The 23,536-nt window shown below is 39.0% G+C and carries 20 protein-coding genes and 1 pseudogene; 2 read left to right on the top strand and 19 right to left on the bottom strand.

Annotation, left to right across the window (positions count from 1 at the left end):
* Positions 1–10 precede the first annotated feature (10 nt).
* Both ffh and xerS read left to right on the top strand, forming a co-directional pair.
* The gene (gene ffh / locus IYQ91_RS00470; RefSeq protein WP_195672755.1) at positions 11–1,561 is read left to right on the top strand and encodes a signal recognition particle protein; all 1,551 of its coding nucleotides are present in this window, start codon (positions 11–13) and stop codon (positions 1,559–1,561) included.
* 423 nt (positions 1,562–1,984) lie between these two features.
* On the top strand, positions 1,985–3,055 hold the full coding sequence (xerS, locus tag IYQ91_RS00465; RefSeq protein WP_195672754.1) for a tyrosine recombinase XerS: 1,071 nt from the start codon (positions 1,985–1,987) through the stop codon (positions 3,053–3,055).
* Between the two features lie 61 nt (positions 3,056–3,116).
* Here xerS and ucpA read toward each other — a convergent pair whose 3' ends face one another.
* The 19 genes and pseudogenes from ucpA to IYQ91_RS00370 all read right to left on the bottom strand — a co-directional run bounded on the left by ucpA (position 3,117) and on the right by IYQ91_RS00370 (position 23,524).
* Positions 3,117–3,914, bottom strand: coding sequence for an SDR family oxidoreductase UcpA (gene ucpA, locus IYQ91_RS00460; RefSeq protein ID WP_195672753.1), 798 nt, complete (start codon positions 3,912–3,914; stop codon positions 3,117–3,119).
* Positions 3,915–4,265: 351 nt separating this feature from the next.
* Positions 4,266–5,255 carry a lipoate--protein ligase gene (locus IYQ91_RS00455; protein ID WP_021001687.1) on the bottom strand — a complete coding sequence of 330 codons (990 nt, stop codon included), beginning with the start codon at positions 5,253–5,255 and terminating at the stop codon, positions 4,266–4,268.
* An 8-nt stretch (positions 5,256–5,263) separates the two neighbouring features.
* Positions 5,264–6,967 carry a dihydrolipoyl dehydrogenase gene (gene lpdA, locus IYQ91_RS00450; RefSeq protein ID WP_195672752.1) on the bottom strand — a complete coding sequence of 568 codons (1,704 nt, stop codon included), beginning with the start codon at positions 6,965–6,967 and terminating at the stop codon, positions 5,264–5,266.
* A 30-nt stretch (positions 6,968–6,997) separates the two neighbouring features.
* On the bottom strand, positions 6,998–8,041 hold the full coding sequence (locus tag IYQ91_RS00445; protein ID WP_195672751.1) for a dihydrolipoamide acetyltransferase: 1,044 nt from the start codon (positions 8,039–8,041) through the stop codon (positions 6,998–7,000).
* A gap of 109 nt (positions 8,042–8,150) precedes the next feature.
* A complete protein-coding gene (locus IYQ91_RS00440) occupies positions 8,151–9,143 on the bottom strand; it encodes an alpha-ketoacid dehydrogenase subunit beta (RefSeq protein WP_195672750.1) in 993 nt (330 codons plus the stop codon).
* Positions 9,144–9,156: 13 nt separating this feature from the next.
* Positions 9,157–10,125: a thiamine pyrophosphate-dependent dehydrogenase E1 component subunit alpha gene (locus IYQ91_RS00435; RefSeq protein WP_195672749.1), complete on the bottom strand. Its 969-nt coding sequence runs from the start codon at positions 10,123–10,125 to the stop codon at positions 9,157–9,159.
* 161 nt (positions 10,126–10,286) lie between these two features.
* Positions 10,287–11,447 (bottom strand): ATP-grasp domain-containing protein, encoded by a 1,161-nt coding sequence (locus IYQ91_RS00430; RefSeq protein WP_106079310.1) that lies wholly within the window; start codon positions 11,445–11,447, stop codon positions 10,287–10,289.
* 19 nt (positions 11,448–11,466) lie between these two features.
* Complete coding sequence (locus IYQ91_RS00425) at positions 11,467–12,207, bottom strand: esterase family protein (RefSeq protein ID WP_195672748.1); 741 nt, start codon at positions 12,205–12,207, stop codon at positions 11,467–11,469.
* Between the two features lie 34 nt (positions 12,208–12,241).
* On the bottom strand, positions 12,242–13,066 hold the full coding sequence (locus IYQ91_RS00420; RefSeq protein ID WP_195672747.1) for an alpha/beta hydrolase: 825 nt from the start codon (positions 13,064–13,066) through the stop codon (positions 12,242–12,244).
* Positions 13,067–13,198: 132 nt separating this feature from the next.
* Positions 13,199–14,533 carry a methylenetetrahydrofolate--tRNA-(uracil(54)-C(5))-methyltransferase (FADH(2)-oxidizing) TrmFO gene (trmFO, locus tag IYQ91_RS00415; protein WP_195672746.1) on the bottom strand — a complete coding sequence of 445 codons (1,335 nt, stop codon included), beginning with the start codon at positions 14,531–14,533 and terminating at the stop codon, positions 13,199–13,201.
* Positions 14,534–14,706: 173 nt separating this feature from the next.
* The gene (locus tag IYQ91_RS00410) at positions 14,707–15,204 is read right to left on the bottom strand and encodes a phosphoribosylanthranilate isomerase (RefSeq protein WP_049508513.1); all 498 of its coding nucleotides are present in this window, start codon (positions 15,202–15,204) and stop codon (positions 14,707–14,709) included.
* 63 nt (positions 15,205–15,267) lie between these two features.
* Positions 15,268–17,352, bottom strand: coding sequence for a type I DNA topoisomerase (topA, locus tag IYQ91_RS00405; protein WP_229311575.1), 2,085 nt, complete (start codon positions 17,350–17,352; stop codon positions 15,268–15,270).
* A 94-nt stretch (positions 17,353–17,446) separates the two neighbouring features.
* Complete coding sequence (gene dprA / locus IYQ91_RS00400; RefSeq protein WP_117644466.1) at positions 17,447–18,289, bottom strand: DNA-processing protein DprA; 843 nt, start codon at positions 18,287–18,289, stop codon at positions 17,447–17,449.
* Between the two features lie 82 nt (positions 18,290–18,371).
* The gene (locus IYQ91_RS00395; protein WP_117644465.1) at positions 18,372–18,929 is read right to left on the bottom strand and encodes a sugar O-acetyltransferase; all 558 of its coding nucleotides are present in this window, start codon (positions 18,927–18,929) and stop codon (positions 18,372–18,374) included.
* Positions 18,919–19,746 (bottom strand): annotated as a pseudogene (locus IYQ91_RS00390) (PRD domain-containing protein). Before IYQ91_RS00390 ends, IYQ91_RS00395 begins: the two are co-directional and overlap by 11 nt.
* Positions 19,743–20,525, bottom strand: coding sequence for a ribonuclease HII (locus tag IYQ91_RS00385; RefSeq protein ID WP_106384757.1), 783 nt, complete (start codon positions 20,523–20,525; stop codon positions 19,743–19,745). The pseudogene IYQ91_RS00390 and the gene IYQ91_RS00385 overlap by 4 nt, the downstream one beginning before the upstream one ends.
* The gene (gene ylqF / locus IYQ91_RS00380) at positions 20,512–21,363 is read right to left on the bottom strand and encodes a ribosome biogenesis GTPase YlqF (protein ID WP_117644463.1); all 852 of its coding nucleotides are present in this window, start codon (positions 21,361–21,363) and stop codon (positions 20,512–20,514) included. Before ylqF ends, IYQ91_RS00385 begins: the two co-directional genes overlap by 14 nt.
* A 127-nt stretch (positions 21,364–21,490) precedes the next feature.
* Entirely contained in the window at positions 21,491–22,408 is a 918-nt protein-coding gene (locus IYQ91_RS00375) for an MBL fold metallo-hydrolase (protein WP_022525860.1), read from the bottom strand.
* A 3-nt stretch (positions 22,409–22,411) separates the two neighbouring features.
* A complete protein-coding gene (locus tag IYQ91_RS00370) occupies positions 22,412–23,524 on the bottom strand; it encodes an acyl-CoA dehydrogenase family protein (protein WP_195672744.1) in 1,113 nt (370 codons plus the stop codon).
* Between the last annotated feature and the right edge of the window lie 12 nt (positions 23,525–23,536).

Raw genomic sequence — 23,536 nt, 5'->3', positions numbered from 1 at the left:
AATAAAATTTATGGCATTTGAAAGTTTAACTGAACGTTTACAGAATGTTTTTAAAAATCTACGCAGAAAAGGAAAAATTTCAGAGAGCGATGTTCAAGAGGCAACCAAAGAAATTCGCTTGGCACTCTTGGAAGCCGATGTGGCTTTGCCAGTTGTTAAAGACTTTATCAAGAAAGTTCGTGAGCGCGCTGTCGGACACGAAGTCATTGATACACTAAATCCTGCTCAACAAATCATCAAGATCGTTGATGAAGAATTGACCGCTGTATTAGGCTCTGATACGGCAGAAATTATCAAATCTCCAAAAATCCCGACTATTATCATGATGGTCGGTCTTCAAGGTGCTGGTAAGACTACGTTTGCCGGAAAGTTGGCCAATAAACTCAAGAAGGAAGAAGGCGCTCGTCCTTTGATGATAGCTGCTGATATTTATCGTCCGGCGGCCATTGACCAGCTTAAAACTCTTGGTCAGCAAATCGATGTACCAGTCTTTTCGCTAGGCACAGCAGTACCAGCAGTAGATATTGTTCGTCAAGGTCTGGAGCAAGCCAAGGCTAATCACAACGACTATGTCTTGATTGATACGGCAGGTCGTTTACAAATTGACGAAAAACTCATGAATGAGCTGCGCGATGTCAAAGCACTGGCTCAACCAAATGAAATCCTCTTGGTCGTAGATGCTATGATTGGTCAAGAAGCCGCCAATGTAGCTCGCGAATTCAACGCTCAGTTGGAAGTGACTGGGGTTATTCTGACCAAGATTGACGGCGATACACGTGGTGGTGCAGCCTTATCTGTCCGGCAAATCACTGGTAAACCAATCAAGTTCACTGGTACTGGTGAAAAAATTACCGATATTGAAACCTTCCACCCAGACCGAATGTCTAGCCGCATTTTGGGCATGGGAGATATGTTGACCTTGATTGAAAAAGCTTCTCAGGAATACGATGAACAGAAATCACTTGAGATGGCTGAAAAAATGCGAGAAAACACTTTTGATTTCAATGATTTCATCGACCAGCTAGATCAAGTGCAAAACATGGGACCAATGGAAGACTTGCTAAAGATGATTCCTGGTATGGCTAACAACCCTGCGATGAAGAATTTTAAGGTAGATGAAAACGAAATTGCTCGTAAACGTGCCATTGTATCATCTATGACACCTGTCGAACGGGAAAATCCCGACCTTCTTAATCCAAGTCGTCGCCGTCGGATTGCTGCAGGTTCTGGTAATAGCTTTGTCGAAGTGAATAAGTTTATTAAGGACTTTAACCAAGCAAAATCCGTCATGCAAGGTGTCATGTCTGGCGATATGAATAAGGTGATGAAGCAAATGGGGCTCAATCCTAACAATTTACCGAAAAATATACCAAATATGAACGGTATGGATATGTCAGCCCTTCAAAATATGGACATGTCCGCTCTAGGAGGTGCTGGAAATCCTGACATGAGCCAGATGTTTGGTGGCGGACTTAAAGGAAAAATTGGTGAATTTGCAACCAAACAAGCCATGAAACGTATGGCAAATAAAATGAGAAAGGCTAAGAAAAAACGGAAATAAACATATTTTGTAGTAAATGATGATTGGAATAAAGCAGTTCAATTTGGTGGGCTGTTTTATTTTTTTGAAAAAACTGAGGACAATTACAACGCGCAGGTATCTGTCGTGCGTCGTGCTATGATAAATCAATATTGTCTTTATGCAAAATACTTACTGAACTAGAAAATATAAAAAAACAAAACCAAGATATTCAAAACGATAACGATATAACGATATTGATAATATAATAAGATCAGTTGTATAAAATTCAGTGATTCCAACCGATCTTATTTTGTATTGTGTATTATCTATTACAAAGTAAAGAAACGAATCTTTCAATAGCCCCTTACACACATCTTTCCGAAAAACTATAATTTTCTTGAAAAAAATACAGGAGTGTGCTATACTTCTATTATAGTATAGAAAATGATGGAGAATATCTTAGTGAAACGCGAAATATTGTTAGAAAGAATTGAAAAACTAAAGGCCATCATGCCTTGGTACGTTTTGGAATACTATCAGTCTAAATTGACTGTTCCATACAGTTTTACAACCTTATATGAATATCTCAAAGAATATGACCGTTTTTTTCATTGGATTTTAGACTCTGGAATTGCTGATGGGTCACAGATTGCAGAAATTCCTCTGTCAGTATTGGAAAATATGACTAAAAAAGATATGGAAGCGTTTATTCTTTACTTACGGGAGCGTCCATTGCTGAATGCTAATACTACACAGAACGGAGTATCGCAAACCACCATTAATCGCACTCTTTCTGCTCTCTCTAGCCTTTATAAATATTTAACTGAAGAGGTGGAAAATGAGAATGGGGAACCTTATTTCTATCGTAATGTCATGAAAAAAGTGTCTACTAAGAAAAAGAGAGAAACTTTAGCTGCGCGCGCTGAAAACATCAAACAAAAACTCTTTTTGGGCGAAGAAACTGAACAATTTTTGAATTATATTGATGAAGAATACCCTAAAAATTTATCAAATCGGGCTCTCTCCTCTTTTGACAAAAATAAAGAGCGAGATTTGGCAATCATAGCACTGCTTCTTGCATCTGGTGTTCGTCTATCCGAGGCAGTAAATCTTGATTTGAAAGACCTAAATCTCAAAATGATGGTCATTGAAGTTACTCGTAAGGGCGGGAAAAGAGATTCTGTCAATGTAGCAAGCTTTGCGAAACCTTATCTAGAACAGTATTTAGTCATTCGTAAGGCTCGATACAAAGCCCAAAAGCAAGATACCGCCCTCTTTTTGACAGAATATAGAGGGGTTCCCAATCGGATTGATGTTTCTAGCGTAGAAAAGATGGTTGCTAAGTATTCTGAAGATTTTAAAGTTCGAGTGACGCCTCACAAACTCCGCCATACGCTGGCTACTCGACTTTATGATGCTACTAAATCTCAAGTTTTGGTCAGTCATCAGCTAGGACATGCCAGTACTCAAGTTACAGATCTCTACACCCATATTGTTAATGACGAACAAAAAAATGCATTGGATAATTTATAAAATAAAAAGTTTGCATAATTTAAGGTATGCAAACTTTTTATTTGAATTGAGCTAAATGCTGCTAGTTTGTGCCCATGCTCATAGTTTCTGGTAGGGTACTACCACCGTCAATGACAATTTGAGATCCTGTAAGATAGGAGGATTCGTCACTACCTAAAAAGGCAAAGAGTTCCCCTACTTCTTGCGGTTTAGCTAATCTTTTCATTGGGACAGCGGTCGCAATATCTTGAATAGGAACTTCTGGATGTTCTGGGTTGGATTCCAGGGCCATTTTTTCGACCATCGGTGTCCGAGCATAGCCTAGCTGGCTGCAGTTAACCCGGATATTGCGATCGGCATATTCTACTGCCAAGGCCTTGGTTAAGCCGACCAGAGCTGCCTTGGTCATCGCGTAAGCTGCTTCTCCAGCATCAGCAACCAAATCGCCTGTCACAGATGATGCGATGACGATAGCGCCTGCTCTCTGTTTCAACATGGGCTTGATGGTTGCCTGACAAGTGTTCCAAACGCCCTTGATATTGACATTAATATGTTGATCCCGTATCTGGTCTGTCATTTCTTCAAAGGGCGCCAGCTTGCAGATACCAGCATTACAGCAGGCAATATCAAGATGCCCAAAGGCTTGGATAGTCTGAGAGACAGCCGCTTCCAAATCTTCTAGACGACTGACATCACCGATATAGCTGATAATATCTATTTGGTAGCTGTCACAAAGTTCTTGAGCAGTTGCTTCTACTTGAGGGTCTCGATCGAAAAGGCAGAGCTTGGCGCCATATTTAGCATAGACTGAGGCAATGCCCTGACCCAGACCGACAGCAGCTCCAGTAATCAAAGCAACTTTTCCATCTAATTTAGCCATAGTAACCATCCTTTCTAAAACGAAGAAGTTTGACAGATTTTTGTGACATTTTATGATGTATTTCTAACTTTAGTCTAGTACTTTTCTAGTTGCTTGTCAATATAATAATGAAGGAAAACCTCGCATTTGCTATGATGTTTCGTCCTCTTTATAAAAAATCTATCCAATAATTTCTGTAGGGTTCGATAATAAGGAACTTGCTCCAAAGCAGATATTCTCCAAACGATTATTGGCTGTGGTGTATCCCATAAGCATCTGAACATTCTGATAACCAACTTCTTCAAACTATAGAAAAAACATCCTTAGTTAAATAAATGTAAGAATGTTTTTATTTTGTTATAGTCTTGTGATTTAGCCAACCACTGCTTCTGCAATTTCTTCTTGGCTAATTCCAGCGAAATAGCGAGAAATATCCAGGTTTTCAAGAGCATTTAAAACATCTTCTCTTTCATATTTAACACCCTTGAGGACTTCTTCTACTGCTGCTACATCTTCGATTCCAAAAAAATCTCCGTAAATTTTGATGTTTTCGATTTTTGACTGAACAACATTGGCAAAGATTTCCACTTTACCGCTAGTAAATTTGGTACTACGATGAACATTGTACTCTGGCGATTTGCCATAGTTCCAATCCCAAGTAGCAAATTTAGTTTCCTTGATATGGTTGATTTCAGCTAGTTCATCATCGGAGAAGACATATTCTGTCATTTCTGGATATTCTTTCTTCATATAGTCTAGCAGGAGGTCGCGAAATTGCTCGACAGTAATCTTTTCAGGCAATTCATCAATGATATTGGTTACACGAGCTCGAACAGACTTAACACCTTTGGACTCGAACTTGTCCTTGGAAACTTTTAAGGCATTCGCTAAGACGGATAATTCTACGTCAAACAGCAAGCAACCGTGATGCATGATTCGGCCATTGATGTAGGCCTGAGCATTGCCACAGAACTTTTTACTGTCAATTTCCAAATCGTTGCGCCCTGTAAATTCGGCTTTTACACCTAATGCTTCCAAGGTCTTGATGACCGGAATAGAGAAGCTCTTAAAATCAAAGGCTTTGTTCTCAGATTCTTTGGAAATGATGGTGTAGTTGAGATTGTTATAGTCGTGATAGACGGCTCCACCTCCACTGATACGACGAACAACCTCAATGCCATGCTCTCGGACATAGTCACGATTGATTTCTTCAATAGTATTCTGATGACGTCCGACAATGATAGAGGGTTTATTGATCCAAAGTAAGAAAATCATATCTTCATCAAGGAGATGCTTGAAAGCATATTCCTCAAGAGCGATATTGAAAGCTGTATCGTTACTATTATTGATAATGTATTTCATAGTGCCTCTTATCTTTTCTTTGGAGCATGAATAGCCATGCCGAGTACGTCTGCAAATGCTTCGTACATAACTTCTGAGAATGTCGGATGACCGTGAATGGTTTTGAGCATTTCTTCCACCGTGATTTCCATTTCGATGATAGTAGAAGCTTCATTGATTAACTCAGCTGCTGCAGGGCCGATAATGTGAACACCGAGAACTTCTCCGTATTTCTTATCAGCAATCACTTTGACAAATCCTTGAGCAGCATCAGATGCAATTGCTCGTCCGTTTGCTGCGAAGTTGAATTTGCCGATAGCTACATCGTATTTTTCGCGAGCTTGTTCTTCTGTCAGACCGACTGCCGCAACTTCTGGTAAAGTGTAGATGGCTGCTGGAGTTAGATTTAATTTAGCAACTACGTGATTGCCTTTGAGAGCATTCTCTGCAGCTATTTCTCCCATACGAAAGGCTGCATGCGCCAACATCTTGGTACCGTTAATGTCTCCTGGTGCGTAAATTCCTGAAACAGAAGTTTCCATATATTCATTGACCTTGATGCGACCACGGTCTAGTTCAAAGTCAACCTCGCCAATTCCCTCCAAATCAGGTACGCGTCCAATAGAAAGCAAAGCTTTATCAGCTATGATATCTTCTTTTCCTGCAACTTTGATGCGGAGCTTGCCATTTTCTTCGACAATTTCTTCCAACTTGGTCTCTGTCAAAATGGTCATGCCCTTGCGCTCAAGGATGAGCCGAAGGTTTTTAGAGACTTCTGCATCCATAGCTGGAACAATCCGATTCATCATTTCGACAACCGTCACCTTGCTACCAAAGGTCATGAAAGCCTGTCCTAGCTCAATACCAACAACGCCACCACCAATGATTATTAAACTTTCTGGAACTTCCTTCATATCCAGAATATCATCGCTAGTCATAACAAGTGATGATTCCATGCCTGGAACGTTAATCTTGCTGACTTTTGATCCACCAGCTAAGATAATCTTCTTGGTCTCAAGAAGTTCAGCACCATTCACCAAGACATTCTTATCTTTGGTAATGGTACCAATTCCTTTGTAAACATCAACGCTGTAGCTGCGAAGCAGACCTGCAACGCCTCCGACAAGTGTATTGACAACCTTGTTTTTGGTTTCCAAAACTTTATCCATATTGACAGTAAAGTTTGGATTTTCAATGATAATACCACGATTTGCTGCATGGGCTAGACTTTCAATAATTTCAGCATTGTGGAGGTAGGTCTTAGTCGGGATACAGCCACGGTTGAGGCAGGTTCCACCTAGTTCAGATTTTTCAACAAGGGCAATCTTGCCTCCTAATTGAGCTGCTTTAATCGCTGCCACATAGCCAGCTGGTCCGCCACCAATAACCACAATATCATAAGCGTCATTACTCTTATTATCGTCGTTAGAAGTTGTGGTTGCAGTTGGTGTTGGACTATCATCTGAAGTAGCCAGAGCAGTCGGAATATTTTCTCCTTCTTCGCCCAGATAACCGATAACTTCCGTTACAGGAACAGTCTCACCATCTCCTTTCAAGATAGCAATCAAGTAGCCGTCTTCCTCTGCTTCTAACTCCATGCTGACTTTATCTGTCATGATTTCCAGAAGGATCTCTCCTTCTTTTACAAATTCGCCAACTTTTTTATTCCATTGAACAATCTGTCCTTCTGTCATATCAACGCCGGCTTTTGGCATAATTACTTCTAAGGCCATGTTTTTATTTTCCTCTCATTTTAACTTTTTTTACACCAACATTGAAATCGGATCTTCAATCAGTTCTTTTAGGTCTTTCATGAATTTAGCACCTGCCATACCGTCCACAACTCGGTGGTCAATAGTTAATCCAAGACTCATGATTGGTCGAATAACAATCTCTCCGTTCACTACGACTGGTTTTTCAACGGTTGAGCTAACGCCCAAAATCGCTGAATTGGGTTGATTGATAATTGGGCCGAACGATTGAACACCAAACATTCCTAGATTACTAATCGTAAAAGTTGAGTTTTGCAATTCGCTTGGTGCTAATTTTCCATTTAAAGTCCGTTCAATCACATCCTTAAAGGCAACGACTAACTCAGACAGACTCATTTTTTCGGCATTGTAAACCACTGGTGTCATAAGCCCATTGTCCATCCCAACAGCCATAGCCAGATTGACATAATTGTGCATAATAACAGTCTGCCCGTCTTCTGTCAGAGACGAATTGAGATAAGGGTGCTTCATTAAGATTTTAACAACTGCCATAGAAAGTAAATCCGTAACCGTCATTTTCTTTCCTGTCGCTTCCATAATTGTCTCTAAAACCCTCTTGCGCAGCGCCAGCAACTCTGTCATATCTACGTCATAATTGAGAGTGAAAGTTGGTGCTGTCAGATAAGAATCCACCATTCGTTTAGCAATGACCTTCCGCATTGGCGTCATTGGAAGGCGCTTAATTTCTCCATAAGGAGTGGTGTTGTCAGGTATTTCTTCCGCTTTCTCAATTTGAGCCGGAGACTTGATACTGTCTGAGTCAACATTTTCAGGCAGCAAAGCCAGAATATCCTTTTTCATAATCTTGCCGTGCACGCCTGTCCCTTGGATTTCCTGCCAAGCGATGTTATTTTCTTCTGCAATACATTTTGCAAGGGGCGTAATTTTCACAATATTGAATTCTCGATAACTTTCAATATCTTCTTTGTGAATGCGTCCCTTTGCGCCAGTACCAGATACGTCATAGAGATTGATACCCAAATCATCTGCTAATTTTCTAGCAGCAGGGGTCGCTCTTAACTTATCATCAGTCATAGCTTCTCCTATTTCTTTTTTTTATTGATTGTTCTTTAATCTTGGACTGTTTTTGTTTTTACATAATTTTAGTTATGTAAAAACGTTGTAGCCAATATCAATTTCAGTTTTATTCTTTATTGTAAGTCTTACGGATAACCTCTTTGATACTTTCAACTGTCGGAATCATAGCATTTTCAAGATTCTGAGCATAGGGCATAGGAACATCTTCGCCAGCACAACGGCGAATTGGTGCATCCAAATAGTCAAATGCTTCTGATTCAGAAATAATAGCGGAAATTTCACCGATATAACCACTAGTTTTATGGGCATCATTGACTAGAACGACTTTTCCTGTTTTTTTGACTGAGTTGATAATGATATCCTTGTCCAGAGGCACCAAGGTACGAGGATCAACCACTTCTACTGAAATGCCTTCTTCTACCAATTCTTCAGCTGCTTGCATAACCCTACGGAGCATTTTTCCATAGGTCACAACTGTCACGTCCGTTCCCTCTTTTTTGATGTCACCAACACCGAGAGGGATTGTATAATCAGGATCAAGCGGAACTTCGCCTTTTTGGTTGAATTCTGATTTGTACTCAAGGATAATAACAGGATTGTTGTCGCGGATAGAAGATTTTAGCAACCCTTTCATATCCGCAGGAGTGCCAGGTGCCACGACCTTTAAACCTGGAATGTGGGTAAACCAAGATTCCAAAGATTGTGAGTGTTGAGCAGCTGATCCGACACCATTTCCAGCTGCGCAGCGAATTGTCATCGGAACTTGACCTTTGCCACCAAACATATAGCGAGTCTTAGCGGCTTGATTAACAATAGCATCCATGGCAATGACAGAAAAATCCATAAAAGTCATATCTACAATTGGGCGTAGCCCAGTCATGGCTGCTCCTGCTGCTGCTCCAGAAATAGCTGCTTCCGAAATCGGACAGTCACGTACACGCTCTAGCCCGAACTCTTCCAGCATACCAACAGATGTTCCGAAATCTCCACCAAAGACTCCGACATCTTCTCCCATCAAGAGTACATTTTCATCGCGACGCATTTCCTCAGACATGGCAAGGATAATGGTATCACGGAAGGACATTGTTTTTGTTTCCATTTTATCTCCTCTCTTAGTCCGCGTAAATATCTTCAAAAGCTGACTCAAGCGGTGGGAATGGACTTTCCTCTGCAAATTTTACAGATGCTTCCACTGCTTCTTTAACCTCTGCTTGGATAGCTTCTAACTCTTCGTCGCTTGCAATCTGATTTGCTAGCAAGTATTTACGAAGATTTTCGATTGGGTCTTTTTTCTTCCACTCCTCTACTTCTTTGCGCGTTCGATACTTACCAGGATCAGAAGAAGAATGTCCTAACCAGCGATAAGTAACACTTTCAATCAAGACAGGCCCTTTACCACTTCGAACGTATTTAACAGCTTTTTGAAAACCTTCATAGACCTCAATAACGTTGTTCCCGTCTGGGATAAAGATGCCAGGAATACCATAGGCAGCACTCCGCTCATGAATGTGCTCTATATTGGTCATTTTCTTAATATCCGCAGAAATACCATAGCCATTATTGATACAATAGAAAATCACTGGCAAATTCCAAATAGAAGCCATATTAACCGCTTCATGAAAAATACCTTCGTTCGTTGCTCCGTCACCAAAGAAGCAAACCACGATTTTATCTGTTTGGTGCATTTGCTGAGTGAGGGCAACACCGACTGCAATTCCCATGCCTCCGCCAACGATACCATTTGCTCCTAAGTTTCCGGCATCCAAATCAGCAATGTGCATGGAGCCACCTTTTCCTTTGCAGGTTCCGTTATATTTGCCCATGATTTCTGCCATCATGCCGTTCAGATCAATTCCTTTGGCAATCGCCTGACCATGACCACGGTGGTTAGAAGTAATCAAATCATCAGGATTGAGGGCCAGCATAGCTCCAACGCTAGCTGCTTCTTCTCCAACAGAAAAGTGAGTCATTCCTGGAACTTTCCCCTTTTTTACGAGTTGGGCAATTTTTAAGTCCATCCGACGGATCTCTTCCATCTTACGAAACATCTCTAGCAAAAGATTTTTATCTAAAGTTGACATAGTCGAGCCTTTCTATGAGTGTAATTCTATAATTTCATTCTATCCAAACTAAAAAATACTGTCAAAATTTATGCTTGAACAATTTCACAAAGAAAAATCAGCTAACCTTGCTGGCAAGCTGATTTGAATTGACTAAATAAAAATTTCACAAATAGATTTTTCTACTTTTTCCCAAAATCCTCTATCATTTGATCGATTTCCGAACGACTTGGTGTTGTCAAAATATAATGAACATCTCCTTGTAAGTCTGCAAATGCCTTTGGCATGATTTTGACTGCTTTTAATTTATCGCCGTACTTTGCACGCAATTCTTCTTCTGAATACACATAATTTGAGGTTGAACGGCGTGAAGTAACCAAGCCATATTGTGCTTCGACTTGAGGTTGTGGGAAAGGTTCGCCATTCACAATATCTGCATATCCACGATAAAGGTCAATGGAGTGAGCAAAGTTATACAAATCAATCGTAAAAGCACCTGCTGGACGATTATTGTATTCTATGGCAATATAATCATCTCCGTCACGGAAAAATTCAATATGGAAGAAGCGTTCTTTCATGCCAAACGCTTTAATGATAGCTTCCCCATATTGACGTAACTTGGGATCCATGTCTTTTATAATATAATATGAGTTTTCATAATGATTCAAAACTAAGTCTAAAGGGGTATAAGCATAATCAAAAGTTGTTGAAAACACAATATTTCCTTTTGAATCCAGTAATCCGTCAAACGTACAAATTTGTCCAGAATCAACGAATTTTTCAAAGAAATAAACGGTTTGCTTATCCCACTCTTGTTTAAATTGTTCAACATCTTCAGTGGTTTCCAATTTATAAGTTCCTGCTGCGCCAACTCCATTGTCTGGCTTCGCAATCATCGGAAGTCCAATTTTACTGACAGCCATGTCAACTGCCTGCAAGGTTTTTACAATTTGACCAGGAACGACAGGAACTCCAGCCTTTTTAAAGAGTTTCTTCATTTCAGACTTAAATTTTGTCTTTTTCAAGTCTTTTGGCTTTGGTCCTACAACATTAAATTGTTCACGTAATTTTGCGTCTTGGTCCAACCAATATTCATTGTGTGACTCAATGCGGTCAATTGGTCCGTGCTTGTAAAAAAGGAAAGCTACAGCACGTTTCACTTCATCGAGATTTTCTAGATTTTCCACACGAAAATATTCTGTTAAAGCATTTTTCAAAGGTTGATCTAATTGATCATAAGGCTCTTGCCCAATCCCTAAAACAGTAATTCCTTTGTTAGCAAGTTCAACGGTAAATTGTTGAAAATTTTGTGGATAATAAGGTGAAATAACGATATAGTTCATAATATTGTTTCCTTTCTAATCATAAGTTTAATTGACTGAGAAAATAAGGCATTTGCTTGCGCCACCAAATCCAGTCATGCGAAACATCATATCCCCATTCAGCAAACCATGCAGGAATGTTCTTATGCTCGAAAGCTTCTTTTAAGGTGTAGAAAGAAGGTAGTCCATCCTGCTCCCATGCACCAAGTCCTGTACAGACAATGATATCAGCATTGCGATAGCGGTCAATAAACCAACCATCGTTTTGATTCCAAATGTAATCTGCTGGTGAATTTTGATAAATTGCTTCATCATCTAAATAATCACCGACAAAGAAGCGGGCATCGTAAACTCCGCTGAGGGCGATGACCTTGTTAAAGACATCGGGGTGCTGGAGAAAGAAATTAACAGCGTGATAGGCTCCCATGGAACAACCTGTCGTCATCATTGGATCAAACCAACCTGTTTTATGCTTGATAAAAGGAATGGCTTCCTCAATGACATAGCGCTCATAAGCTCGGTGCATTTCCGCGCGGTCGTGAGGAGCTTTCCAATCAGCCAGCCAGCTTTCACTATCTACACTACTCAAAGTGAAGAATTGAATTTTTCCTGTTTCGATAAACCATGAACAAGCCTCAATCATACCAAAATCTGCATATTCATTGTGACTGCCACCAGACGAAGCAAAAACGACTACAGGTATTCCAGCGTTCCCGTAACGATTCACATACATTTCACGATTTAAATGACCACTCCAATGACTTAAAAATTCAACGTGCATATAAATTCTCTCCTCATATTCTTAATTAATTTATTTACCATTTTTCGCTAAAGAAGCGAAGACAGGCAGGTAAATGCTCAGCCCAGACTACTTCATTGTGTTCTGCCCCAGCTTGGATATGAAACAACAGATTTTCCAAATCCAAACCGCCCGCTATTAACTGACGGAAGTAGGTTAATGACGAATCAATATAAGCTTGCTTGATATTGCCAACCATCAAGGTTTTATCGGTGTCATCTGCTTCTTCTGTTCCAACATAAATATAAATACGCTGATCTGCTAATAAGTTATGGCGTTCTATATAACGATTGAACGCTTCCTGATGCAGCCAGTTTGCAGATGAGAAAACACCCAAGCAGCCAATTTGCTCTTGGTATTCAATTCCCATAAACTGTGTAATGTTTCCGCCTAAAGAAGAACCAACCATAGCCGTGTGCGCTCGGTCTGACTTGGTACGATAATACTCGTCAACAAAGGGTTTAACAACTTCCATGACAAACTCCGCATATTCTGTCCCCTTGCCGCCAAATTGCATACCTGGAATAGTTGATTCTTGATATTTCCATGCAGAATACTCATTCATTCGATTAAAACCGTCATTGTCAATCGCCACCACAATCATTTTTTCAATATCGGGATTTCTCTTAATCGTTGGAATGATTTTCCAAGAATGTCCACTAAAAGACTCTTTACTATAAAGGATATTTTGACCGTCGTGAAAATAAACTACAGGATAGGATTTCTGAGTATCTTGCTCATAATTTCTAGGAAGTAGCACTCGAACACGACGCTTTTGTTTGCTATAAGGCACTTCTAATGCATGTTCCCTTACTTCAAGGTAAAAATAGGATTGATTCATTGTCAGAAAACTTTCTATTTTCAAAATTTTTATCTATTATATCATAAAATATGCAAAAAAGTTAGGGAATGCCTAACTTTTTTAATACTTTTATAATAAATCATCATTATTTCTATCCTTTCCAAAAGAAAACTAGAGATTTTGATAATTTTCGATAGCTTCTAGCGCTCGTTTTGATATTTTTTCATAGCGTTCTTTTTTGTCTCGAATGCGTGGACCGTCCAACTCCTTGATAATTCCAAAATTGACATTCATCGGCTGGAAATGTTTGCTATCAGCATGCGTGATATAATGAGGTAAGCTTCCAATAGCAGTTGTTTCTGGAAAGACCAGAGCTTCTTCTCCATTGAAAAGTCTAGTTGCATTGATACCGGCTACCAGCCCAGATGCAGCGGATTCCACATACCCTTCTACACCGGTCATCTGACCTGCAAAAAAGATATTCTCTTGTTTTTTAGACTGGAACGTCTGTGTCAGGAGATTTGGTGAATCCATGTAAGAATTGCGGTGCATAACTCCATAGCGAACAAATTCTGCATTTTCTAATCCCGGAATCATCCGAAAAACGCGCTTCTGTTCTCCCCATTTGAGATGAGTTTGAAAACCAACGATATTATAAAGGCTTCCAGCTGCATTGTCCTGACGAAGCTGCACAACTGCATAGGGTGTCTTAAATTCACCGTCACGGGGTCCTTTATAGTCATCCGGGTATTCCAAACCAACTGGCTTCATAGGTCCATAGAGCATGGTTTTTATTCCTCTTTTTGCCATCACCTCAATCGGCATACAGCCTTCAAAGTATTTTTCTTTTTCAAAGCTATTTAACGGTGCTTCCTCGGCATTTACCAAAGCGTCATGAAAAGCCATAAACTCATTCTTAGTCATAGGAGCATTGAGATAAGCAGCCTCTCCCTTGTCATAGCGAGATTTGAGGTAAACTTTCTCCATGTCAATTGTATTGACATCTACAATCGGTGCTGCTGCATCATAAAAATAGAATCCAGCTCCACCATTTAGCGCGTGAATCTTTTCGGCGAGTGTATCACTTGTCAAAGGTCCCGTCGCAATAACAGTAATCGTATCATCAGGAATTTTGGTAATTTCCTCACGAATAACTTCGATTAAAGGGTGGTTTGTCACCTCATCAGTCACCATTTGTGAAAAACCGTCACGGTCAACTGCTAATGCTCCTCCAGCAGGAACACGCGTAGCTTCTGCTGCTCTCATAATGATGGAATCCAAACGGCGCATTTCTTCTTTTAAGAGACCAACCGCATTCGTTAGCGAATCCCCCCGTAGAGAGTTAGAACAGACTAGCTCTGCAAAATCACTAGTCTTATGTTGTGGAGTAGATTTCACTCCTCGCATTTCATACAGCTTAACAGGAATACCGCGTTTAGCAATTTGATAGGCTGCTTCACTACCTGCAAGACCAGCTCCTATGACATTGATGTAAGATTGAGACATGAAACAAATACCTCTTTGGGAGGAGACTCCCACAAATCTTTCTAATTATTCTTAACCATTATAACAGAAAAAGCCCCTACTGACGAGTGAGACTTTCTAGAATGCAAATACACTAACTTATTAGTATCCATCCTCAAACATTGGTGTAAAGAATATAATGATTGGTCATGTATCTATTTCTTTAACATTTTTTCCAGATAAGCAATTTTAACAAAATCCTTATCATTATTTTGGTCATTTCGATAGGAATCTTGCGAAGATGCTGTGTAAATCTTAAGATATTGTTCAACATCAGGAAGAAAATAAATTACCCCTGCTGTTTCATGTTTTACCAATTCATCTAAAGGAATCCCAGCAAAGTTTTCCAAAGTATTCATGCTACCAAACTCAACCGATAGATTTCCTTTTTGAAATTCGTGCTCGTGCAAATCTACTAATTGGTAGCCAAGCCGGTTCATAATCGTTTCAATCTTTTTAAAATCATAAATTCGTACCTCATCAGGTGCGTCCCATCCCCTAGGATCTCCTGGAACATGGATATCAATATCTCGTGCTTGCCAGTCGTGGTCAGTTACCTGTTCAAGCCCTAGTGAACCCATAAGCAAAGGAGTGATTCCAATTCCGTTCAATTCCTTTGCAATCTTTAAAAATTCATCAAATTTCTCTTTCATACAGTTTCCTTTGCTATATACAAAGAAAGTTTACATAAAATAAATTACGTAAACATCTTTAACTTATTTTACTTTTTCTTCTTCGTAATCCCCATTACTGCAGACAACTTGCTTGCCTCCACCACGAACTTTCTTTTCTACAAGATACTGACCGCATTTTGGACAAGAGCGACCAATCGGTTTATCCCAAGAAGTAAAGTCACAATCTGGGTAGCGATTGCAGCCATAGAAAAGGCGATTGCGTTTGGTTTTGCGCTCAATGATTTGCCCTTTGTGACACTTAGGACACTCTACACCGATTTCTTTGACAATCGCTTGAGTATGACGACAGTCAGGAAAATTGCTACATGCATAGAATTTACCATAGCGGCCCAATTTGATAACCATAGGACTTCCACAGACTTCACAGTCAAATCCAGCAGGTTCATCTTTGATTTGAATTTTTTCCATTTCAGTTTCTGCTTTTGCAACTTCTTTTTCAAATGGCTTATAAAATTCATCAATGACCTTTTGCCATTGCTCTTTTCCTACTTCGACATCATCTAGCTTAGCTTCCATATCAGCGGTAAACTTCACATTGACAATATCGGGGAAAAATTCAACAATCAGAGAATTCACGATTTCTCCCAGTTCAGTTGGCTCAAAGCGCTTAGAAACTAATTTGACATAGTAGCGTTTTTGAATAGTTTCGATTGTTGGTGCATAAGTTGATGGACGTCCGACACCATTTTCTTCCAATGTCTTAATCAAGGTCGCTTCAGAGTAACGAGCAGGTGGTTGTGTGAAATGCTGTTCAGGATTGGTATTGACCCGTTTCACTATGTCACCCTTTTCCATATCAGGCAACATTTTATTCTTATCAGAATCATTGTAAATAGCTAGATAACCGTCAAATTTAACTTGACTACCATTTGCAGCAAATTGAACACCGTTTTGCTCCAACTTCACACTCATAGTGTCAAATACTGCTGCAGTCATTTGACTAGCCACAAAACGATTCCAAATCAGCGTGTATAGTTTTAATTGATCTTTATCTAGATATTTCGCGATATTTTCAGGTGTGTTGAACACACTTGACGGACGAATCGCTTCATGGGCGTCTTGTGCGCCAGAAGCATTTCGGACTCTACTACCGTGTTTAGAATATTTCTCACCAAAACGATCTGTAATAAAGGTTGCAGCTTCGTTTTGAGCCACTGGACTAATACGAGTGGAGTCTGTACGCATATAGGTAATCAAACCTTGCACACCAGATCCGATATTAATTCCTTCATAGAGCTGCTGAGCAACCATCATGGTCTTACGAGTTCGGAAATTAATTTTATTGGCAGCGTCCTGCTGCATAGATGATGTGGTATAAGGCAGCGGAGCATTGCGCTTGCGTTCCTTTTTCTCAACGCTTTCGACAGTAAATTCATCGCCTTCAATATGAGAAAGGACGTTTTTTACATCATCGTTGGTAGCAAGCTTCATCTTCTTGCCATTCATGCCATAAAAGCTGGCTTGAAATTGACGAGTTCCTTTTTTGAAAGTTCCGTCAATCGTCCAATACTCTTCCGGCTTAAAAGCATTGATTTCATTTTCACGGTCAATGATGAGTTTCAAGGTAACAGATTGCACACGTCCAGCTGACAATCCCTTTTTGACTTTTTTCCAGAGAATTGGAGAGATAGAGTACCCCACAATACGGTCAAGGACACGACGCGCTTGTTGAGCATCTACCAAATCCATGTCAATCTGGCGCGGTTCTTTAAAAGCATTTTTTACTGCATCTTTCGTGATTTCGTTGAAAACAACACGATTTTTATCTGTCTCGTCCAGATTTAAGATATGAGCCAAATGCCAAGAAATAGCTTCTCCTTCACGGTCCGGGTCACTTGCAAGATAGACTTGTTTCGCTTTTTTAGCTTCTTTTTTCAAATCATTGATAAGAGGCCCTTTCCCGCGAATATTGATATATTCTGGCTCATAGTTGTTTTCAAAATCGATGGACATGGTAGACTTTTTCAAATCTCGAATATGTCCAACACTGGCTAAAACCTTATAGTTCCGTCCTAAATATTTTTCAATTGTTTTTGCTTTAGCTGGCGATTCTACAATCACCAGATTCTTTTTGGCTGTTGTTTTTTTCTTTGTTTTCGTTACCAATATAAACACCTTCTAAAAGTAATAAACCTCATAGAGTTTAAACTATTTTTTTTAAGATGTCAACTAGTAACATTCTCTTATAGGAGAACTTGTTTTAAAATTGGAATTCAGAAAGTACGTCAGCGCCTGATGTGACACACTTTGCACCCTCTTGAATCAAATGATGACAGCCATCACTTCTGCCGTCTAAAATTGACCCTGGAATAGCAAACACATCTCGTCCTTCTTCCATTGCGCGCTCACAAGTAATTAAACTTCCTGAGCGCATTTTGGCTTCAGCAACAATAACCCCTCTGCACAATCCTGCTATAATCCGATTACGCTCTGGAAAATGAAATTTTAATGGCTCTGCTTCAGAACCATATTCACTAAGTACTAGATGATGTTCTCCCAAATACGATTGGAGTTTTTTATTCGCCCTTGGATAAAAAACGTCTAGACCCGTTCCGATAACTGCAATTGTTCGACCACCATTTTGCAATGCTGCCATGTGAGCCGAGGTATCAATTCCGCGTGCTAAACCACTCACGATAACCAATTCATTGCTTAGCTCTTTAATAATCTTTTGAACGGATTGACTGCCTACTCGGCTACTATTCCGACTTCCTACAACAGCTACTTTAGGTAATTTTAGCAAATCCAAATTACCTTTATAAAAAAGAAGAACGGGCGGATTGTAAATTTCGCTCAAATCCCAAGGATACACATCATCCAAGATAGAAAAGGATGAGAACTTTTCAAATTCTTGACGTAATAAATCATCATCTAGCTGCAGATATTTTTCAATGAAAAGAGCAGGATTACGGCATTCCGAAACAACTGCCATATCTTTTACCGATAATTCTTTTTCTTGTATCTCAGCATACGAGAGAACATTGATGACCTGCTGATTGGTCAAGCCAGCTTCTTTTAATTTATAAATATCAAAATTATCCATTTTATCATTCCTTTTACTTTTTAATTACACTTCACTTATATTATTCGTAAAAGGAATTAAAAAAACGAGAATTTCTCGCTTTTCACATTTTATCTAATTCTTTAATAATTCGAGCCGGGTTTCCAGCCAAAACAACATTATCACCATAAGATTTGGTAACAACCGAGCCTGCTCCAACGACGACATTGTCTCCCAATGTTACTCCAGGCAAAATCGTTACACCGCCACCCGCCCAGAAATTATTGCCAATGGTAATTGGTGCACCGTACTCTACGCCTGATATGCGCTCTTGTGCATCTAAAGGATGAAGAGGAGTCAGAAGTTGACAATTTGGTCCAAACAATGCATTTTTTCCAATAATAATCGGACAAACATCAAGCATGGTCAAATTCCAATTAGAATAGAAATTTTCTCCTAAGTGAATGTTGATACCATAATCGCATACAAAGTTTGGTTTCATCGAAATGTTCTCACCAGTTGAGCCGAACCATTCTTTTACGAGTTTACTTCTTTTTTTACCGTCCTGTTCTGCATTAAATGCGTATTGAAATTGACGAGAACGTGTTACCAATTTTCGTAATTCGGAATCCTGCGGATTGTATAATTCTCCTGCAATCATTTTTTCATATTCAGTTTTCATTGACGTTCCTTTTCATTCTTGATAAGTGAATGGTTAGATATATTTGTTCATCATCAGACGTCTGATAATTTCGCGTCTGCTTGAGATATTGGGTAATCTTTGTTGCTGTTTCATAAGCTGATGGATACTTAATTTTCAGTAAATCAAACATATCGTTGTCATCTAACTCCTGATGTCCGGTGTCCGTTAAAACACGTTCGCAAAAAAATTTCAGATGCGTAATAAAGCGTTAAACATAAATATCCTCGTCATCTAATGAGATCTTTAAGCTGTATTTGACGATTGTCATGATTTCTTCCATTAGTTGCGTCAAATCTTGAGCGGCTACATTGCCATTATCTAATTCAGCATTGACAATGGTCAAAGCCATAAAACCTGCTTCGTCCAAAGGTAAATCTTGCCCTAAATAGTCACCCAACAATTGATTGGCATACTTGCCAACTTCAAATTCGTCAGGAAAAAATCGCTTAATGTCCCACATGAGGAAATTTTTCATAAAGAATTGATCTTTTGTCCGCAGAACAACACCATACATATGGTCAGCCATTGCTAAAAAAGCACCATCTTGCAATTTTTTATTTATTTTTGCATGTGCGTAAGTGATAATTTTATCAGCCATTTCTATGATGTCAGCAGGTAATTCTAACAATAATTCACGCTTGTTTTCTGACAAAACATATTTTTTCTCAATCAGATTATCCCGAATATCATCTCCTGCTTTACATCCAAAAGCCAGTCCACGTCCCATCAACACTACTTCTTGGTGGTTTTCTTCAGAAATGACCACATTATTATTTAAAACTTTAGTAATAATCATCTCTTGTCCTCGACTTCTTCAAGCATGGATTTAATTGGTTCAAAGGTTGTCCGATGAATAGGAGTGATTCCCTTTCGTTTCAATCCTTCTAAATGATGCTGGGTTCCATAACCAACATTGTGTGCAAAGTCATAACCTGGATAAGTTAGCTCATAATTTGTCATCATGCGATCTCTAGTCACCTTGGCTACGATTGAAGCGGCCGCAATAGACAGCGAATTGGCGTCTCCTTTGATAATAGACGTTTGCGGAACTTGAACATCTAACTGCATAGCATCAATCAAGAGATGTTGCGGAGCAACTTCAAGATTTCCCACCGCCTCTAGCATAGCTAATTTCGTCGCTTCATAGATATTCACTTCATCAATAACTTGATTATCCTTGATACCAATACCAACTGAAATTGCTTGTTTGAGCACTTCTTGATAGATTTCTTTGTGCTTTTTCTTGGGAACTTTCTTGCTATCGTTGAGACCTTTGATTTTACAGTTTTTAGGTAAAATAACTGCCGCTGCCACAACAGGACCTGCTAAGGGGCCACGCCCAACCTCATCAATCCCAGCGATATATTGGCAACCAGTAGCATAAAGCTCCTTTTCATATCGTAACATTTGCTCCAAACGACGGTATTCGTCCAATTCAGCTTGAATTTGTTTTTTACGTTTCACAATGAGCTTGTGGACACCAGCTCGACTATCATCTCGAAATTGCTCAAAAACAGGACTCTCTATGTCTGTTATTTCAGATAAGATTTCTTGAATCTCTTTAATCGTTGCCATGTATCTCACCTAAAGTATCTAAAGTATAACGTCCCAATTTACCGTCACGAATGTCTTTGATAAAAAGACGATAAAAACGATCATAATCATCTCGAAAACCCAATTTTTGTGTCATATCCATAATGATTTCCGGTGCTTCTTCTTCCAAGTCCATTTGCTTGAACCGTTCTTGAAGTTCCTTTGGATAATGTTCTTTGAAATAATTGATTCCAAAAATAGTAACCTCATCCATTGGAAGCAAATCGTCTTTAATCGCTCCTGTTAAAGCGAGTTTCAAAGCAACTTTTTCATCTTCAAACTTAGGCCAGAGAATTCCTGGAGTATCTAAAATTTCCAAGTTCCTATTAGATTTGAGCCACTGCTGCCCCTTGGTAACACCCGGTTTATTTCCAGTCACAGCGATTTTTTTCCCAGCTAAACGGTTCATCAGGGTTGATTTACCAGCGTTCGGGATACCGATAATCATAGTCCGCAATGTTTCAATTTGGATCCCACGTTCTTTTTGCCGAGCAATTTTTTCTTTCATCAATGACTTAGCTGCTTCTGTGACTTTTTTAACAGTTGATTGTTCTTTAGAATTGATTGCCAAGGTCTTGATACCTTGACTTTCAAAATATCTTCGCCACTCTTTCGTCAGATCAGAATCAGCTAAATCCCCCTTATTTAAAATAAGAAGCTTGGGTTTCTCTCCCACGATTTTAGTTAGCATAGGATTTTGACTAGATAATGGCAAACGCGCATCTACTAAAATTGTCACAAAATCCACAAATTTGATATTTTCTTGTACTTGTCTCCTAGCTTTTGACATGTGTCCTGGAAACCATTGAATTGTTGCCATGAAAACCTCTTTCTTACAGTATTCTAACATTTTCATTATATCAGAATTTTAAATAATCCGCATTGATAAATCATGCAACAAAAAATCACCTTTCAAAAACAAAAGGCAATTTTCGAATTTTTGAATTTTAATGATACAAAGCAGGCTTTCTATCCTGTTTATCGGTAAACGGAAGTCTTGGTTCGCGAATCCGTTTTACATAGTCAACAATTTCTTTCCCTTCGTTGTCAAATTCTACAACAGCAAAAAATTGATCATGATAAAAGAAAAATTTATAATGATTTTCAAATGCTTCCTTGAGCCATTTTTCTTTTGCAATAATAGAACGCATGGGGTAATCATCTACAGCAGCGACCCATACAGGCTTGCGATGCGCGTGAGTTAAGAGCAAGTCTGCCATATGAATCATGGTTTCATTTCCTTGTTTCAACAAAATGATACTATGACCATTGCTATGACCACCAGTATGAACCATTTGAATTTCCGGTATGACATTTAAGTATTCCGTAAATGTCTCCACTTGATGTTGAATAGGTTCCCAATTTTCTCTGAGATAAGTCCCTTTAGTCCGATTATTTGGGTTCATCATCTCGTACCATTCAATATCATTTACAAAAATCTTAGCATTAGGAAAAGTTGAAACCAACTGATGATTTTCATTTAATTTTGTCAATCCACCAGAGTGATCGTGATGCATGTGAGTCATCAACACATAAGAAATATCTTCAGGAGTCAAACCTAAAAGTTCCAAGCTCTCTTCAATTCTGCTTTCAGATAAAATCCCTAAATTTCGTCTTTGTTTATCAGATAGTTTCGCAGTGTTAAAACTTGCATCAATTAAATAATTTTTATTTTTGTATTGAATCAATATTGGATCGGTTAATTCAACCATCATATTTTCTTCAGTTGTTGGATAATAGCGTGACCAAACAACTTTTGGTACAGGACCAAATAAAGTGCCTGCATCCGTCATTTTGTCAACTCCACGTAACCAAATTAATTTCATGTCTCCAAATTGATACTCTTGTAGAGCGAGTTCTGTCATTTCTTACTCCTTTAGCCACCTTTCGGCAATTTCTCTTCTGATAGAATTTCCAGATCTTCCATAGTTTTCAATAGTTTCTGCATCCTTTAAATAACGTTTGATATTAACCTTGTCGAATTTTTGTAAAGGACCAATTAGTCGAAGGATTTCATCGGATATCTCAATGGCAACTTTCGTCGTGTACAGTTTTATTCGAGAAACAAATTTTGCATCTTCTTCAATTTGACTAGGATAAGAATCAAAATAAGCTTCTGCAGAGCATAATTTATTGTATAAATCAGCAAATTTATTTTGATGAATTTCCACATCAATCAAACGCTTTCCAAATCCTCTCTTCACCTTTGCAAATTCAATACCTTTATTGAAAGCCCCCTCAGCAACACCTAATGCAATAGCACTTAAGCCAAGTTGCATATTTTTAATGATGTTAGCAAATTGGACATCCCCGGCTAATTCGTCTCCCAATAAGGCGTTTTCCGGGAGCAAGACATTTTTCAGCGTGACTGAACTCAAAGGAAGACCTATCAAGCCCGGTTTTTCAATCTGTTCACCAATTAGCACATCCGAATCTTTTGGATCAACAATAAAGAGTCCGTACTTCTCCACCTTACCTTGTTCTTTTACTTTTGCCAAAACCAGTAGTATATCTGCAACGCTGCTATTGGAAATCATCGCCTTTTTCCCTGAGAGACACCATCCCTGCTCAGTCTTTGTTGCATACGTTTCAAGATCTTCTAGCCCCTTTAGATGTTTATACTCGCAAAATCCTAATCCAGCTATGTACTGACCTTTTAGTAACTTTTCAAGATATAATTCCTTTTGCTCTGCTGTCCCAAAATTCAAAATAGAATAAATTCCATAGCAACCTTGTGTTAATAAAATAGCTGAAAGAGCAGCAAATTCATTAGCAATTTTTCGGATAAATGTGATGAAATCAGAACTTAAAGTGTGATTCTCTTCAGATAAAATGGGCAAAAATATATCCATTTCGTTCGTCAACTCATCCCACATTTCCTTTGGAAAATAAGTTGATTCATCATGTGATTTTACATAGTTTTTGATTGCTGTATTCGTATATGAATCAATCATAGCTGCTATAGTGCTAATTTTTGACATCGATTTGCTCCT

It is taken from the genome of Streptococcus sp. HF-2466 (assembly GCF_015594645.1).
Classification (GTDB): domain Bacteria; phylum Bacillota; class Bacilli; order Lactobacillales; family Streptococcaceae; genus Streptococcus; species Streptococcus anginosus.
Note: the sequence above shows the minus strand (reverse complement) of the source record. Positions and strands in the feature narration are given on the sequence as shown.